Raw genomic sequence first — 16,687 nt, forward strand, 5'->3', positions numbered from 1 at the left:
CGAAGTTACCCGTCAGTCACTCGGCTGTCCAGAGTGAGCCTCAGCACTTCTGAGTGCCAGCCACAGTTCCGTGCGTACGTCCATGTCGTCGAGATCGGCACCGAGCAGCGCCGCGCAGCGGCCGATCCGCTGCCGCACGGTGTTGCGGTGCACCCCGAGCGCGACGGCTGTACGGTCCCAACTGCCATGCAGCGAAAGCCAGTTGCGCAGGGTGGTACGCAGTGGGTCGCTGAGCGGGGCGAGCAGTTCACCGGCGTAGGCGGCGGCCTCCGCGGGGTCGAGCAGGGCCGTGAACCCGGCCGGGCGGTGCCGGGCGAGCGGGGCCCGGGTCGCCTCCGCGCGGGCCAGGGCGCGGGCGGCCTGGCGGTCGGCGACCGCGAGCCCGTCGAGCGCGGCGGGGGCGCTGACGCCGAGGGTCCAGCCGGGGTGCGGGGTGACCTCGCGGTCGGCCGGAACGAGGGCCCGTACGGTCGGCCCGGCCGTGTCGATGAGCGGGGTTCCCAGGTCGGGCGGGGTGCCCGTGCCCCGGGCGTGCACGACCACCCAGGGCCCCGCCCCGAGCGGCGCTCCGGCCTCTTCGGGCGCGGCGCCGAGCATCATCCGCACCAGCGCGGCCGAACGGGCGGCCTCGTCCGCGCCCTGCCGCTCCGCGGTGAGCAGGGTGAGGAGTACGGCCGCGACGCCGGCGATGGTGTGGTCGCCGGGGGCACGCTGCGGGGCGGCGAGGGCGAGGGCCAGGCGGCGGGGGCCGGTGAGGGCATAGGCGGTGAGGTGGGTGCCGTCGACGGTATCGGTGGCGGTGAGGGCGTGCGCCGCCGGTGATCCGGCTTGTTGCCGGGTGGGCGCAGGGCTCCGCTGCTCCTCGGGCATCTCCAGCCCCTCCCGCGTATGCGGAGCGGGGGTCTGGGGGCACAGCCCCCGGCCCGCCGGACGGTCCGGGGCCGACGAACCATCCGCCACAGGCTTCGGAGGCTTTCGGGAAGGGGCGGGGCGGGGAAGATCCGCCGAAGGCGCCACCACCCCCACCAGCCCCCGCAGCGCCGCCCACGCCGGGCCCGACGGCTCACGCCCCGCCGCGTACGGCACCGACCCCTCCGGCGTCACCAGCGACGCCCACCCTCCGAGCCGTCCCGCCAGCACCCGCAGCACCGCCCCCACCGGATCGGGGCGGGACGCCGCCGTGGCGAGGGCCCGCTGCGCCTCGCTCACCCGCCGCAGCTCGTCCTCGCGCGCCCGCGCCATGAGCAGCCACACCGCACGGGCCACCCCCGAGAACGTCGTGCGGGGCGGCACCTCAAGCAGCGGAAGCCCGTGCCGTTCGCACGCCGCGACCAGTGCGGACGGCACCTCCTCGTACACCGGTGCCACCCCGAAGCCCAGCGCCGCCGCCCCGGCCGCCACGACCCGGGACACGTAGCGCTCCGGGTCGCCGAGCTGGACGCCCGCCGTCATGAGGAGCTCCCCGCCGAGCAGATACGGGTAGGGGTCGGCCATCTCCGAGGTGTGCACCCAGCGGATCTCGGCGTCCGGCGGCCCGGCGATCCGGTGCAGCCCGAGCTCGGCGCGGGCGAGCAGCGCGCCGAGGGTGATGGGCGGTGTGGGCGGAGCGGTCGGGTCCGGCATGGTGGACGATCCATCCATCGGCAGCGTGATAAGTGGAGGAAACGTACACTTCAGTGTGGCTGACCGGCCACCTAAGGTCGTGCCGACCGGTGGTCGCGCAAGGGGTGGACAGCCCCGCGCGCAGCCGGACCGGGCCGGCCCCGACGTCCTGCCGGCCCGCGGTCGCCACAACACGCCGAAAACGAAGGGCACTTCACATGAGCAGCAACGAAACGCCGCGCGGTCCGATCGACTCGTCCCGCATCCCGCGGTACGCCGGACCCGCGACCTTCGCCCGGCTGCCCCGCCTCGACGAGGTCGGCACCGCCGATGTCGCCGTCGTCGGCGTGCCCTTCGACTCCGGGGTCTCCTACCGGCCCGGCGCCCGCTTCGGCGGCAACGCCATCCGCGAGGCCTCGCGCCTGCTGCGCCCGTACAACCCCGCCCAGGACGCCTCGCCCTTCGCGCTCGCCCAGGTCGCCGACGCCGGCGACATCGCGGCCAACCCGTTCAACATCAACGAGGCCGTCGAGACGATCGAGGCCGCTGCCGATGACCTCCTGGGGACCGGCGCCCGGATGATGACGCTCGGCGGCGACCACACCATCGCGCTGCCGCTGCTCCGCTCGGTCGCCAAGAAGCACGGCCCGGTGGCCCTGCTCCACTTCGACGCGCACCTCGACACCTGGGACACCTACTTCGGCGCCGAGTACACCCACGGCACCCCGTTCCGCCGCGCGGTCGAGGAGGGCATCCTCGACACCGAGGCGCTCTCCCACGTCGGCACCCGCGGCCCGCTGTACGGCAAGCAGGACCTGACCGACGACGAGAAGATGGGCTTCGGCATCGTCACCTCCGCCGACGTCTACCGGCGCGGCGCCGACGAGGTCGCCGACCAGCTCCGCCAGCGCATCGGCGACCGCCCGCTGTACATCTCCATCGACATCGACTGCCTCGACCCGGCCCACGCGCCCGGCACCGGCACCCCCGAGGCCGGCGGCATGACCTCGCGCGAACTCCTCGAAATCCTGCGGGGCCTGGCCTCCTGCAACCTGGTGTCCGCCGACGTCGTGGAGGTCGCCCCGGCCTACGACCACGCCGAGATCACCAGCGTCGCCGCCTCGCACACCGCGTACGAGCTCACCACGATCATGTCCCGCCAGATCGCGGCGTCCCGGACCGCCTGATGACCCACGACCACGACATCGTCCTGCGCCCCACCGCGGCGCAGACCGCGGCCGCGCTGAACCCTCCGCCCGGCCGCACCGGCGGTGACCTGGTCGTGGAGACGCTGGCCGGGCTCGGCGCGACCACCGTGTTCGGGCTGCCCGGCCAGCACGCGCTCGCCGTGTTCGACGCGCTGCGCCGCGCGGACCTGGCGTACGTCGGGCTGCGCATCGAGAACAACGCCGCGTTCGCGGCCGACGCGTACGGCCGGGTCACCGGCGAGGCCGCCCCGCTGCTGCTCTCGACCGGCCCCGGCGCGCTGACCGCGCTGGCCGCGCTCCAGGAGGCGGCGGCCGCCTCCTCCCCGGTCCTCGCGATCTCAAGTCAGGTGCCCACGGCGGGACTTGGCGGCGGACGCCATGGCCATCTGCACGAGCTGCGCGACCAGCAGGCGTCCTTCCGCGACGTCGTGAAGTCCGTGCACACCGCGCGCAGCCAGTCCCAGATTCCCTCGGCGATCGCGGCGGCCTGGGAGTCTGCGCTGACCGCCCCGCACGGACCGGTCTGGGTGGAGATCCCGCAGGACGTCCTCGCCGCCGAGACGGCCCTGCCCGTCGTCACGGCCCTCGACGCCTACCCCGAGGACCTGCTGCCGCGCCCCGAACTGACCGCCGTGGCAGCCGAGTTGCTGGCGAACGCGGCCCGCCCGGTGATCATCGCCGGGGGCGGAGTCGTACGCGCCGACGCCTCGGGCAAGCTGCGCGCGCTCGCCGAGAAACTGGACGCGCCGGTCGTGACCACCTTCGGCGGCAAGGGCGCCTTCCCCTGGGAGCATCCGCTCTCGCTCCAGTCCTGGCTGGAGGACCGCCACACCACCGACTTCCTGGAGGACGCGGACGTCCTGCTCGTGGTCGGCTCCGGGCTCGGCGAGCTGTCGTCGAACTACCACACCTTCAGCCCGCGCGGCCGGATCATCCAGATCGAGGCCGACCTCGGCAAACTGGAGTCCAACCACCCGGCGCTCGGCATCCACGCGGACGCCCGCACCGCCCTCCAGGCCCTGCTCGAAACGGTCCCGGAGCGTACGGACACGACAGCGGCCGAGCGGGTACGGACCGTCCTGGCGAAGGTCCGCGCCCGTATCGACGGCCAGGACCTGCGCGCCGAGCAGGACATCCTGGCCGCCGTCCACGCGGCGCTCCCCGCCCACACCCCCAGCTTCTGGGACATGACGATCCTCGCGTACTGGGCCTGGTCAGCCTGGCCCGGCGCCATGCACTCGGCGCAGGGCGCCGGGGGCCTGGGCTACGGCTTCCCGGCGGCGCTCGGCGCGGCCGTCGCCGACCCGAGCCGCCCGGTCCTCGCGGTCTCCGGCGACGGCGGAGCGATGTACTCCCTCGCGGAACTTGCCACCGCGAAGCAGTACGGCCTGCCGGTCACCTGGCTGATCGTCGACGACGGCGGCTACGGCATCCTGCGCGAGTACATGACGGACGCCTACGGCGAGGCCACGGCCACCGAACTCACCCGCCCCGACTTCGTCGCCCTCGCCGAATCCTTCGGCGTCCCGGCGACCCGGACGAGCCCGGACACCCTGACCTCCGACCTGTCCAAGGCACTGGCCACCCCCGGCCCCTCGGTCGTCGTGCTGCCCGCCCTCCTGAAGATGTTCGCGCCGACGCACCTGTGACACGGGCCCCCATTGTTGCGCCGGGATGAAATCCGCAGGCCCGCGTGTTGGGCCTTGCGGTAGGGCTGCGACAAACGGGAGGCACCAGTGGCGTCGGCTGAGCGGGCTGCGGAGCAGGGGTGGGCACGCAGGCTCACCGGGTACGCCTGGCGGTACCGGCGCAATGTGCTCCTCGCGCTGGGGTCGTCGCTCGGCGGCATGGCCGTCATGGCGCTCGTCCCGCTGGTCACCAAGGTGGTCATCGACGACGTCATCGGACGCCACACGCGCTCGCTCGCCGTCTGGACCGGGCTGCTCATAGCCGCCGCCGTCGTGGTGTACGGGCTCACCTACATCCGGCGGTACTACGGAGGGCGCCTGGCCCTCGACGTCCAGCACGACCTGCGCACCGAGATGTACCGCACGATCACCCGGCTCGACGGGCGCCGCCAGGACGAGCTGTCCACCGGCCAGGTCGTCGGGCGCGCTACCAGCGACCTCCAGCTGATCCAGGGCCTGCTCTTCATGCTGCCGATGACCATCGGCAACGTCCTGCTCTTCGTGATCTCACTCGTGATCATGGCCTGGCTCTCGCCGCTGCTCACCCTCGTCGCCCTCGCCGTCGCGCCCGCCCTCTGGTTCATCGCCAAGCGCAGCCGCACCCGCCTGTTCCCCGCCACCTGGTACGCCCAGGGCCAGGCCGCCGCCGTCGCCGGGGTCGTCGACGGCGCCGTGTCCGGGGTCCGGGTCGTCAAGGGCTTCGGCCAGGAGGACCAGGAGATCGGCAAGCTCCGCGAGGTCGGCCGCAGGCTCTTCGCCGGGCGCCTTCGCACCATCAAGCTGAACTCCCGCTACACCCCGGCCCTCCAGGCCGTCCCCGCCCTCGGCCAAGTGGCCATGCTGGCGCTCGGCGGCTGGCTCGCCACCCGCGGCGAGATCACCCTGGGCACCTTCGTCGCCTTCTCCACCTACCTCGCCCAGCTCGTCGGCCCGGTCCGGATGCTCGCCATGGTGCTCACCGTCGGCCAGCAGGCCCGCGCCGGCGTCGAGCGCGTCCTGGAACTCATCGACACCGAGCCCTCCATCGAGGACGGCACCAAGGAGCTGCCGGCCGACGCCCCGGCGACGGTCGAGTTCGACGGCGTGAGCTTCGGGTACGACGCGGAGCGGCCCGTCCTGGACGGGTTCTCGCTCGACATCCGGCCCGGCGAGACGGTCGCCGTGGTCGGCTCGTCCGGCTCCGGGAAATCCACCGTCTCGCTGCTCCTGCCGCGCTTCTACGACGTCTCGCGCGGCGCCGTCCTGGTCGGCGGCCACGACGTGCGCGAACTGACCCTCTCCTCGCTGCGGGCCGCCATCGGACTCGTACCGGAGGACTCCTTCCTCTTCTCCGACACCGTCCGCGCCAACATCGCGTACGGAAAGCCGGACGCCACCCAGGAAGAGATCGAGAAGGCAGCGCGCTCCGCCCAGGCCGACGGGTTCATCGCCGAGCTGCCGCAGGGCTACGACACCACCGTCGGCGAACACGGGCTCACCCTGTCCGGCGGCCAGCGCCAGCGCATGGCGCTGGCCCGCGCGATCCTCACCGATCCCCGCCTGCTGGTCCTGGACGACGCGACGTCGGCCGTCGACGCCCGCGTCGAGCACGAGATCCACGAGGCGCTGAAGTCGGTCATGGCGGGCCGCACCACCCTCCTCATCGCGCACCGCCGCTCCACTCTCGGCCTCGCCGACCGCATCGCCGTCCTCGACGGCGGCCGCCTCGCCGCGATCGGCACTCACGAGGAGCTCCAGCGCGACAGCGCCCTCTACCGCCGCCTGCTCACCGACCCCGACGAACTCGGCGGCGTCTCGCCCGGCCACACCCCGCTCGCCCCCGCCCTGGAGGACGACGACCACTGGGTACGGGACGAACTCGACGCCGAGTACGACGCCGAGCGCGGCATCACCCCGCCGCTGTGGGTGAGGGAGGAGAAGGCGGAGTCCGCCGCCCCCGGTGGCATGCCCGCCACTCCCGAACTGCTGGCCCAGGTCGAGGCGTTGCCGCCCGCCACCGACACCCCCGGCATAGACGAGGCGAAGGCCGTCCAGGCCGAGGACTCCTACGGTCTGCGCCGACTCCTGCGAGGCTTCGGCCTTCCCCTCCTTGTCAGCCTCCTCCTCGTCGCCATCGACGCCGGGATGTCGCTGATCCTGCCGGTCCTCATCAGGCACGGCATCGACCAGGGCGTCACCCGGCTCGCGCTCGGAGCGGTCTGGGCCGCCGCGGGGCTCGCGCTGGTCAGTGTCGCCGTCCAGTGGCTCGCCCAGACCGGCGAGACCCGGATGACCGGCCGCACCGGCGAACGCGTCCTCTACACCCTGCGCCTGAAGATCTTCTCCCAGCTCCAGCGGCTCGGACTCGACTACTACGAGCGGGAGTTGACGGGCCGGATCATGACCCGGATGACGACGGACGTGGACGCGCTGTCCACGTTCCTCCAGACCGGACTGGTCACCGCCTTCGTCTCCGTCGTCACCTTCTTCGGCATCATGGTGGCGCTCCTCGTCATCGACGTCGAGCTCGCCCTCGTCGTCTTCGCGACGCTGCCGTTGCTGATCGTCGGCACCTACTTCTTCCGCAAGAAGAGCGTGCAGGCCTACGAACTCGCCCGCGAGCGGGTCAGCGTCGTCAACGCCGACCTCCAGGAGTCGGTGTCCGGCCTTCGCATCGTGCAGGCCTTCCGCCGCGAGCACGACGGGGCCGAACGGTTCGCCGGACGCAGCGACCACTACCGGCAGGCCCGGGTGCGCGGCCAGTGGCTGATATCGGTCTACTTCCCGTTCGTGCAACTGCTCTCGTCGGTGGCCGCGGCGTCCGTACTGATCGTGGGCGCGGGCCGGGTCGACAACGGCACGCTCACCACCGGCGCCCTCGTCGCCTACCTGCTGTACATCGACCTGTTCTTCGCCCCCGTACAGCAGCTCTCCCAGGTCTTCGACGGCTACCAGCAGGCGGCCGTCTCGCTCAAGCGGATCCAGGAGCTGCTCCAGGAGAAGACTTCCACGGCCGCCGCCGCCGAACCGCTCGACGTCCTGTCGCTGCGCGGCGAGATCGCCTTCGAGGACGTCGACTTCGCGTACGGGGCCGACGAGGAGGCGCTGTCCGGGGTGGACCTGCGCATACCCGCCGGGCAGACCGTCGCCTTTGTCGGCGAGACCGGCGCCGGGAAGTCCACCCTGGTCAAGCTGGTCGCCCGTTTCTACGATCCGACGGGCGGCCGGGTCACCGCCGACGGCACCGACCTGCGCGACCTCGACATCACCGCCTACCGGCACCGACTCGGCGTCGTCCCGCAGGAGGCGTACCTCTTCGAGGGCACGGTCCGCGACGCCATCGCCTACGGCCGCCCCGACGCCACCGACGCCCAGGTGGAGGCCGCGGCCCGCGCGGTCGGCGCCCACGACATGATCGCCACCCTGGAGGGCGGCTACCTGCACGAGGTCGCCGAGCGCGGACGCAACCTGTCCGCCGGACAGCGCCAGTTGATCGCGCTGGCCCGCGCCGAGCTGGTGGACCCGGACATCCTGCTCCTGGACGAGGCGACCGCGGCCCTCGACCTGGCCACCGAGGTTGCGGTCAACCGGGCTGCACAGGCACGGGCCACCGACCTTCCCCAAGCTCTCCACTTCGTTCGAGCAGGGGAGACCCCATCCACCGGCCGCCGCACCACCCTCGTCGTCGCCCACCGCCTGACCACGGCGGCCCGCGCGGACCGGGTGGTCGTGATGGACCACGGCCGGGTCGCCGAGGACGGCACCCACGACGAGCTGCTTGCCCTGGACGGCCGGTACGCGCGCCTGTGGCGCACCTTCATCGGCCAGGACGAGGAGCTGGACGAGGACGAGGGCGAGTCGGTGGCCGCTCTCTGAGATCCACCGCTTTCCGAGAACCATCGGGCGGCCGTATGCGTCCACCCCCACATACGCTCATGTGGCGGAAGGATGAAAGCGTGTTCGGTGGGGTGGCAAACAGGGGGCTCGGCGGGACCGCGCTGGCCGTGCTCGCGGTGGCGGGCGGGCTCGTGGTGTTCGGCCCGGCGAGCGGCAGCGCGGACGCGGCGGCCGCGTGCGCGGGGCGGCCGGTGAAGACGGTCGGGTTCAGCACGGGGGAGCTGCGGCTGTACAAGGGCAACGGGTACGCGTGCGCGGTGACCGTCGCCGACAACCCGGGCCCCCGCCGCCAGATGTCCGTGACCATCCAGGCTCGTGGCGGCGCCCCGGCCCGTGACGCGGGCAGCTATACGAAACTGGCGGGCCCGATCACCGTGCACTCCGGCAGCCGCTGCGTGCGGGCCACCGGGGCGATAGCCGGGGCGTCGGCGGACAGCGGCTGGGTCTGCTGAGCGTCCGGGCACTCTCTGTGAAGGTCAACTGGGTCTGGCGGGGCCGGTGTTGCCCCGGCTAGGTTCACGGGGCACGTTCCGTGCCCACAGGGGCCTCACAGGGGAGGGTGAATGCGCAAGGCGCTCAGATGGCTGTTGTCGCTCGTCGTGCTGATAGGCACGATGACCGCGGCGGGAGCCACAGCCCACGCGGCCACCGCCGCAGAGCCGGACATCAAGGACCGCATCCTGGCGATACCCGGGATCAGTCTGATCGAGGAGAAGCCGTACAGCGGCTACCGCTACTTCGTGCTGAGCTTCACCCAGCAGGTCGACCACCGCAACCCGTACAGCCGTGCCACCTTCCAGCAGCGGATCACCCTGCTGCACAAGGACACCGACCGGCCCACGGTCATGTACACCAGCGGCTACGACGTCTCCACCACGCCCAGCCGCACCGAGCCGACGCAGATCGTCGACGGCAACCAGGTCTCCGTCGAGTACCGGTTCTTCCCGCTGTCGCGGCCGCAGCCCGCCGACTGGTCCAAGGACGACATCTGGCAGGCGGCCAGCGACCAGCACGCGATATTCGAGGCCCTCAAGCCGGTTTACACCAAGAACTGGCTGACCACCGGAGCCTCGAAGGGCGGCATGACCGCCACGTACTACAAGCGCTTCTACCCGCACGACATGAACGGCGTCGTCGCGTACGTGGCCCCCGACGACGTGGTGAACAACGAGGATTCGGCCTACGACCGGTTCTTCAAGACCGTCGGCACCAAGGAGTGCCGCGACAAGCTGGAGGGCGTGCAGCGCGAGGCGCTCGTGCGCCGGGCGCCGCTGGAGAAGAAGTATCAGGAGTACGCGGCCGCCAACGGCTACACCTTCAACACGGTCGGCACCCTCGACAAGGCGTACGAGGCCGTCGTGCTCGACTACGTGTGGGGTTTTTGGCAGTACCACCTGCTCGCCGAGTGCTCCAAGATCCCGGCTGACTCGGCGCACGCCAGTGACCAGGCGATCTGGGACTCGATCGACACGTTCTCCGGGTTCTCCTTCTACACCGACCAGGGCCTTGCCCCGTACACGGCGTACTACTACCAGGCCGGTACGCAGCTCGGCTCGCCCACCATCAAGCAGCCCTGGCTCGGCAATCTGAGCCGGTACGGCTACCAGCCGCCGCGCAACTTCGTGCCGCGCGACATACCGATGCGGTTCCAGCCCTGGGCGATGGCGGACGTCGACCACTGGGTGCGGCACAGCGCCGACCACATGCTGTACGTCTACGGGCAGAACGACCCGTGGGGCGCGGAGCGGTTCTCCTTCGGGGCGGGGGCGCGCGACTCCCACGTCTACACGGTGGCGGGCGGCAACCACGGCTCGAAGGTCTCGATGCTGACCGCCCCCGAGAAGGCGCAGGCAACGGCCTCCATCCTCCGCTGGGCGGGCCTGACGGACGCCCCCGCCAAGCCCCAGGCGTCCTTCGACGCGAGGCTGGACGCGCAGGGCGTGGACAGGGAGCCCACCCTGCACCCGTAGGGGCCGGGGGCTCTGGCCCCAGTTCGGGAAGGGGAGGGGCGGGAGGGTTCAGACGCGCCGCGCGCACCCCACCGCCCCTTTCCCGCCCGTCAGTTGGACGTACAGGGCGGTCGACGCCGGGCAGGCCGGGCGGCGGGCCACCGCCGAAACCACCTTGAACTGCGGCGCGTTGACCCCCGACCCGTCACAGGCCGTCTCCTTCACCAGCTCCGCGCCCGCGTCGTACACACAGTCCCCGACCACCGTGTAGGGCCCACCCCCGGCCCCCGGATCCCCGGGATGCGGCGCCTCCAGGTTCCGCATGCAGGCGTACCCCCGCGCCACGGAACCGCCTCCGCCCTCCGCCGCCGGCGGGCTCTCGGCCACGTACAGCACGAAGTCCGTGTTGAGCGGGCACGCCACAGCCGCCCCTTTCGCCGCAGTGCCGTCGCGCCGCACCAGCACCCGCGCCGTGGCCCGTTCACTGGTGCACGCCACGTCGTGGAAGTCCTTGGTGTCGCCCACCACTCCCTCGCGCGAGGCACAGTGCCCGGTGGCGAGGAACGCCGCCGCGTAGGGAGACGATCCCGGCGAGGAGGCGGCTGAAGACGACGACGAAGGAGCAGGTGAAGACGACGACGAAGAGGCGGGCGAAGAGGACGACGAGGGCGACACGTTCGCGAGTTTGCCCTCCGCCGCCGATCCGCCCGCCGCGTTCTGGCACGCCGTGGCGAACCCCAGCGGCACGAGCAGCGCCAGGCACGCCGCCAGAGCATGCCGCCGCAAACGGTACGTACGCATACGACCCCCCAGATCCCCCCGGATACCCCCGGATACCCCCCAAGCGTGACCCGCCGGAGCGGGAACGCGCCAGGTGTCCGGGGGGTTTGCGCCCGATGGAGGGAGCGCGCGGGGGGCGGCTGCGTACGCCTAGTACGACAGCCCGTGGCCGATCGGGTACAGCACCTGCGTCGGGTCGTCGGCGCGGGGGACGGCCACCGGGAGGCGGCCGCGCGGCTGGGCCCGGCCCGCCAACACCCGTGCCGCGGCCCGGAGTTCGACATCGGTCCAGGAGTAGGTGGCGAGCGAGGCGGTGTATCCGCTGAGGTAGGCGATGTCGTACGGGTTGCGGATCGCCAGGTGCACGACCGGCACACCGCTCGCCCCGAGTGCGGCGACGAGCCGGCTCTGGGCGCCGCCCGGCCCCGCGTCGTACGTGCCGACGATCACCGCGTCGTGCCCCGCCGCCGCCGCGACCGCCGCGTCGATCTGCGCCTGCGACGGCAGTGTGCCGGTGGGCAACACCGTGGTGCGGAACCCGAGTTCGGCGAAGGCCTGCGCGAGCACGCTGGTGGGCGGCCCCGTCGTGCCCGACGGCGAGGCGGGGTCGGCGCCGACGATCAGGAGGTGGCGGTGGCTGCGCCGGGAGAGCGGAAGGAGCCGGTGCGGATCGGCGAGCAGGGTGGTGGTGCGCTCGGCGATCGCGTCGGCGGCCGCGAGGTGATCCCGGGTGCCGACGGCGCGGTCCACGCCCCGGGCGGTGACGTAGGGGCGGGCGAACAGCCCGCGCCTGTCCTTGAGGCGCAGGATGCGGAGGATCGATTCGTCGAGCCGGGCCTCGGTGAGCTCGCCGCTGTCCACGGCCGCGCGCACCCCGTGCCAGGCCACGTCCAGGTTCGGCGGGTCGAGCAGCTGGTCGACGCCCGCCTTGAGGGCGAGCACGGGCACCCGGTCGTCGCCGTACTTGTCGCGGACGCCCTTCATGCCGAGCGAGTCGGTGATGACGACCCCGTCGAAGCCGAGCTGTTCGCGCAGGATGCCGGTCAGGATGGGGTGCGAGAGCGTCGCCGGGTCGTTGCTCGGGTCGAGCGCCGGGAACTGGATGTGGGCTGTCATGATCGCGTCGATCCCGGCTGCGATGGCGGCTTTGAACGGCGGCGCGTCGAGCCGCTCCCACTGCTCGCGGGTGTGGGTGATGACCGGAATCCCGGTGTGGCTGTCGACGCTGGTGTCGCCGTGCCCGGGGAAGTGTTTGGCGGTGGCCGCGACGGAGGACTCCTGGTAGCCGCGCACCTCGGCCGCCACCATGCGGGCCACCGCGGCGGGATCGGCGCCGAAGGAGCGTACGCCGATGACGGGGTTGGCCGGGTTGATGTTGACGTCGGCGTCGGGGGAGTAGTCCTGGCGGATGCCGATCGCCGCGAGCTCGGCACCCGAGATGCGGCCCAGCGTGCGGGCGTCGCGTTCCGAGCCGCCCGCGCCGAGGGCCATCGCGCCCGGGAAGAGCGTGGCGGGCTTGCCGACGCGGCAGACGATGCCGTGCTCCTGGTCGGTGGCGATGAGCAGCGGCAGCGGCGTGCGCTGGGCGAGCCCGGCCGCCTGGATGCCGTTCGACAGGTCGGCGATCTGGTGCGGATCGCGGGTGTTGTGCGCCCAGGTGAAGTAGATGATGCCGCCGACGTGGTACTTGGCGATCAGCTCGGCGGCGTCGCGCACACCGATCTCGCGGAGGTTGGCGTCGATGTCGGCCTGGTCGGGGGCGGTCGCGGAGTGCCCGTAGACCCGCATGACGAAGAGCTGCCCGATCTTCTCCTCGACGGACATCCGGGCGATGACCGCACGAAGGCGAGTGTCGGTGGCTCTGCCTGCGGTTACTTCGCCCTCTTCGACTCCTACGGCTTCTTCGTCGGCGGCGTACGCGGGGAGCTGGGGACCGAGTGCGGCTATGGCGGCCGCTGCGGCGGTGGTGGTGAGGAGGCTGCGTCTTGAGGTGCGGTGCTGCACGTGCACTCCTTCCGGCGGTGTACCCAGGGAAGTGGAAGAAACTTCCAAGCCGAAGCGATATCCGGAAAGTTATTGCCAGTCAAGGGTATGCGCGCGAAGCCGTCACCGGTGTGGCGTGGGGAGCCGCCGGTGGCGTGGCGCGGGAGGCGTCACGGGTATGGCGCGGGAAGGCGGGCGTATGCGGATGATGCCGCCACCGGCGCATTGCGGAAGGGGCGCACCGGTGGCGGCGGGCTGCCGGCCGCAGGCGGCTGGAGAGGGGAGTCGGCGATCACGGGCCAGCAGCGAGGGCCGACACCGCTCTGCGGAGACTCACCGGCAGCGCGGAGGTTGGACGGGGATGGGCCTGAGAGGGTTCCTCCCGGGTCGCCAATTCCGCTGAATGGTAAGGGAGTTGAAGTTGGCCCGAGCGGGGTCGGCCGGAAAGGCTGCTGGCACGTCGTGACCGGCGGCGGCCGCCTGCCGGTGGGCAGGCGGCCGATCCCGGCGCTCGCGGCGTGCGCCTCAGGGCTTTGCGCGGCCGCCCGCTACCACGTTGCCCCGGCGACCTGACGGGTCGTGGCGTTGAGCCGGTTGAAGAGGTTGGTCACGCCGATCATGAGGACGATGGCAGCCAGCTGCTTCTCGTCGTAGTGGCGCGCGGCTTCGTCCCACACCTCGTCCGGCACCGCGTCGGCGCGGTCGGCGAGCCGGGTGGACGCCTCGGCCAGCGCGAGTGCCGCCCGCTCGGCGTCGCTGAAGAACGGCGCCTCCCTCCACGCCACGACCGTGGTCAGCTTGTCCTCGCTCACGCCGTGTTTGCGGGAGCTGGCGATCCCGCCGAAGACGCACGGCGCGCAACCGTTGATCTGGCTGGCGCGCAGGTGCACCAGCTCCATGGTCGACTCGGGCACCCCGCCCTGCTTGGCGGCGTTCAGCAGATCGAGGATCGGCTTCATCGCGCCGGGGAGGACCTGAGCGGGGTTCGTCATACGTGCCTGCATGGCTGCGACTCCTGTGCCGTAAGGGCTGCTTCGTTTCGCTTTCACTGCCCTGACACGCGGCGCGGCGGATGTGTGACAGCTCGGCCGAAACTTTTTTCGCGTCACTCCTCCCCGCGGCGCGGACCCGGGCAAGGCGGGCACCGCCACGCCGACTCCAGCGGCCCCGCGTCGCGTGCCGGCGGCATCACGTACGGCTCCCACGTCCGCCCACCGTCCCGCGACACCCGCAATGACAGCGCCGGGCCCGCTACCAGTGCCCCCCATGCCGGACCGCCTTCTCCGTCAGCCATGCGCGTACCTGCCCTTCCTCCCGCGCGGAGGCGGTACGCAGATCGCGCGCGGCGATCGTCGCGACGAAGTGCACGAACCGGACCCGTCGCCACTCACCGTCCGTACCGATCACCTTGCCGGGTCCGTACACATCGGTCCCGGTGTGGGCGACATAGGCCCCCACGGCGTGCGCTCCCATGCGACTGCCTCTCACTGCGTGTGGTGTTCCGCTTACAGCGTGGGGTTACGTTCCGTACGCTGAACAGTGCACGGAGCGTGACAACGGAGCCTGCAAGTAAGGGAGTTGGTGTCGTGGCGATCGAGGACAACCCCGAATCCCGCACCAAGTACGGCGAGGAACTCAGGGCCAAGCGGGAGGCGGCCGGGTTCACACAGGAAGAGCTCAGCCAGCGTGCGGTCATGTCGCGCACGCACATCGCCCACATCGAGGCGGGGAGGCGGCGCCCGGACGTCGCCGATGCGCGACGGCTGGACGGGGTGCTGGGCACGGGCGGTTTTTTTGAGCGGTTCCTGCCGACGCTGGATGGGCGGAAGGTCGCTGAACACTTCGCGGAGGCCTTGGAGTTCGAGGGCCAGGCGACCGTGATCCGTGACTACGCCGCCAAGTTGGTGCCGGGCATCCTTCAGACGGAGGCCTACGCGCGCGAAGTGCTCAGTTCCGGCGCATTCCCGAAGAGTGGTGAAGAGCGCGACAGGATGCTCAGCACGCGACTTGCCCGCGCCCACGTCCTCTCCAACTTCCACTCGCCCGTGGTGTGGTCGTTGCTGGATGAGGCAGTACTCCGACGTTGCATTGGCGGTGCCGCCGTGATGTGCGAACAGCTGCGGCACATCGTCGCGTTGGGTGAGAGTCGCCGCATCCGCCTGCACGTACTCCCCTTCGACACGGGGTTCCACGCATTGCTGGAGGGCATCGTTTCGCTCATGTGGTTCGAAGCGCTCCCGCCGATCGCCTACGTGGAAGGGTTGCGGACGGGCAGGGTGTGGGAACTTCCGTCCGTAGTACGGGAATGTCAGGTGGCTTACGATCACGCCCTAGGCGACGCGCTGTCGCACCGTAAGTCCCTGGCGCTGATCAGGTCCGTCGCGGAGGATTACGAGCATGAAGCGCAGCAGCAATGAGCAGACCATTCCGGACGCGTCGGCGCTGTCAGGCTGGCGGAGGTCTTCCTACAGTGGCGGAACGAGTGGTGACTGCCTCGAAGTCAGCGAGGCGTACGCGACCTGGCGTAAGTCCAGCTACAGCGGGGAAAGCGGAGGCGACTGCCTGGAGTTCAGCGACAGCTGCTCGGCCTGCATACCCGTGCGGGACAGCAAGAACCCGACCGGGCCCGCCGTGGTGTTCGGGCCGACGGCGTGGACGTCCTTCGTGGACGGGGTCAAGGGCGGGGCGCTCAGCCGCTGAGGGAATCCCACGCTTCCCGGAGGGTGTGCACCGTCGCCGTGATCGCTGGGCGGCGGGCCGCCCCCGTGCGCCACAACGCGTACAGGCGGCGGGTCGGGACGGGCTCCAGGCGTAGAGCCGTCACGCCCTCGGGGAGGGCGCCCCGGCCGAGGCGCGGAACCAGAGCGATGCCCAAACCGGCGGCCACCAGGGCGAGTTGGGTGTGGTACTCGGCGGCCTGGTGGCGTAGTTCGGGTTCGTGGCCGCCGGCGCGCAGGGTGCGGACGAGCCAGTCGTGGCAGACCGAGCCCGGCGGCTGGCAGATCCAGGGCTCGTGGGCGAGGTCGGCGCGGCGGACGACCCGGCGGGACGCCAGGGGGTGGCCTGCCGGGACCAGGATGTCGCAGTGGTCGTCGCCGATGGCGGCGTGCTCGACGCCCTCGGGCGCGGGCAGCGGCGCGATGTCCCAGTCGTGGGTGACGGCCAGATCGATGACGCCCTTGGCCACGAGGTCGACGGAGACGTGCGGGTCCACCTCCGACAACTGCGTGTGCAGGGAGGGGTGTTCACGGGCCAGGGCGGCGAGTGCGGCGGGGAGCAGGCCCCGGGCCGCCGTCGCGAACGCGCCCACCGTGAGGCGTCCGGTGGGCAGACCGCGCCGCTCTTCGAGCGTGGTCTCCGTGCGTTCCACGATGGCCAGCAACTCCCTTGCGGCAGCTGCGAGATGGAGCGCGTCCTCGGTGAGCGCGATGCCCCGGCCCCGGCGTTCCAGGAGGGTCGTACGGGTCTCCCGTTCCAGCTTGGTGATCTGCTGGGAGATCGCGGACGGGGTGTAGCCGAGCGCGGCGGCAGCGGCGGCGACCGAGCCGTGGACGTGGACCGCGTGCAGCGCGCGCAGCCGGGCCAGATCGAGCAAAGGAAG

13 protein-coding genes are annotated in these 16,687 nt (G+C 71.8%); 7 read left to right on the plus strand and 6 right to left on the minus strand.

Annotated elements, in window-relative coordinates; genetic code table 11:
* Positions 1 to 12: 12 nt before the first annotated feature.
* A complete protein-coding gene (locus OG522_RS24100) occupies positions 13 to 1,623 on the minus strand; it encodes a PucR family transcriptional regulator ligand-binding domain-containing protein (RefSeq protein ID WP_443074840.1) in 1,611 nt (536 codons plus the stop codon).
* Between the two features lie 197 nt (positions 1,624 to 1,820).
* On the opposite strand from OG522_RS24100, the gene speB reads away from it, so the two are divergent.
* The 5 genes from speB to OG522_RS24125 all read left to right on the plus strand — a co-directional run bounded on the left by speB (position 1,821) and on the right by OG522_RS24125 (position 10,344).
* Complete coding sequence (gene speB / locus OG522_RS24105) at positions 1,821 to 2,789, plus strand: agmatinase (RefSeq protein ID WP_053724308.1); 969 nt, start codon at positions 1,821 to 1,823, stop codon at positions 2,787 to 2,789.
* Positions 2,789 to 4,459, plus strand: coding sequence for a thiamine pyrophosphate-binding protein (locus tag OG522_RS24110; RefSeq protein WP_329465078.1), 1,671 nt, complete (start codon positions 2,789 to 2,791; stop codon positions 4,457 to 4,459). The genes speB and OG522_RS24110 overlap by 1 nt, the downstream gene beginning before the upstream one ends.
* Positions 4,460 to 4,546: 87 nt before the next feature.
* A complete protein-coding gene (locus tag OG522_RS24115; protein WP_329465079.1) occupies positions 4,547 to 8,353 on the plus strand; it encodes an ABC transporter ATP-binding protein in 3,807 nt (1,268 codons plus the stop codon).
* An 80-nt stretch (positions 8,354 to 8,433) separates the two neighbouring features.
* Positions 8,434 to 8,826 carry a hypothetical protein gene (locus tag OG522_RS24120; RefSeq protein ID WP_329465080.1) on the plus strand — a complete coding sequence of 131 codons (393 nt, stop codon included), beginning with the start codon at positions 8,434 to 8,436 and terminating at the stop codon, positions 8,824 to 8,826.
* A 111-nt stretch (positions 8,827 to 8,937) separates the two neighbouring features.
* Positions 8,938 to 10,344: a S28 family serine protease gene (locus OG522_RS24125; protein WP_329465081.1), complete on the plus strand. Its 1,407-nt coding sequence runs from the start codon at positions 8,938 to 8,940 to the stop codon at positions 10,342 to 10,344.
* A 48-nt stretch (positions 10,345 to 10,392) separates the two neighbouring features.
* Here the strand turns inward: OG522_RS24125 and OG522_RS24130 are convergent, their stop codons facing one another.
* The 4 genes from OG522_RS24130 to OG522_RS24145 all read right to left on the minus strand — a co-directional run bounded on the left by OG522_RS24130 (position 10,393) and on the right by OG522_RS24145 (position 14,559).
* On the minus strand, positions 10,393 to 11,124 hold the full coding sequence (locus OG522_RS24130; protein ID WP_329465082.1) for a hypothetical protein: 732 nt from the start codon (positions 11,122 to 11,124) through the stop codon (positions 10,393 to 10,395).
* Positions 11,125 to 11,253: 129 nt separating this feature from the next.
* The gene (locus tag OG522_RS24135; RefSeq protein WP_329465083.1) at positions 11,254 to 13,107 is read right to left on the minus strand and encodes a glycoside hydrolase family 3 protein; all 1,854 of its coding nucleotides are present in this window, start codon (positions 13,105 to 13,107) and stop codon (positions 11,254 to 11,256) included.
* A 527-nt stretch (positions 13,108 to 13,634) separates the two neighbouring features.
* Positions 13,635 to 14,090, minus strand: coding sequence for a carboxymuconolactone decarboxylase family protein (locus OG522_RS24140; protein WP_329465084.1), 456 nt, complete (start codon positions 14,088 to 14,090; stop codon positions 13,635 to 13,637).
* Positions 14,091 to 14,337: 247 nt separating this feature from the next.
* On the minus strand, positions 14,338 to 14,559 hold the full coding sequence (locus OG522_RS24145; protein ID WP_329465085.1) for a hypothetical protein: 222 nt from the start codon (positions 14,557 to 14,559) through the stop codon (positions 14,338 to 14,340).
* A 113-nt stretch (positions 14,560 to 14,672) separates the two neighbouring features.
* Between OG522_RS24145 and OG522_RS24150 the strand changes: the two genes are divergently transcribed.
* A complete protein-coding gene (locus OG522_RS24150; RefSeq protein WP_329465086.1) occupies positions 14,673 to 15,503 on the plus strand; it encodes a helix-turn-helix domain-containing protein in 831 nt (276 codons plus the stop codon).
* Entirely contained in the window at positions 15,484 to 15,786 is a 303-nt protein-coding gene (locus OG522_RS24155; protein ID WP_329465087.1) for a DUF397 domain-containing protein, read from the plus strand. Before OG522_RS24150 ends, OG522_RS24155 begins: the two co-directional genes overlap by 20 nt.
* Here the strand turns inward: OG522_RS24155 and OG522_RS24160 are convergent.
* Positions 15,776 to 16,681, minus strand: a complete 906-nt coding sequence (locus OG522_RS24160) for a LysR family transcriptional regulator (protein ID WP_329465088.1) — start codon at positions 16,679 to 16,681, stop codon at positions 15,776 to 15,778. The two genes, OG522_RS24155 and OG522_RS24160, sit on opposite strands and share 11 nt — an antisense overlap.
* Positions 16,682 to 16,687 lie beyond the last annotated feature (6 nt).

It is taken from the genome of Streptomyces sp. NBC_01431, from assembly GCF_036231355.1.
Taxonomy (GTDB): domain Bacteria; phylum Actinomycetota; class Actinomycetes; order Streptomycetales; family Streptomycetaceae; genus Streptomyces.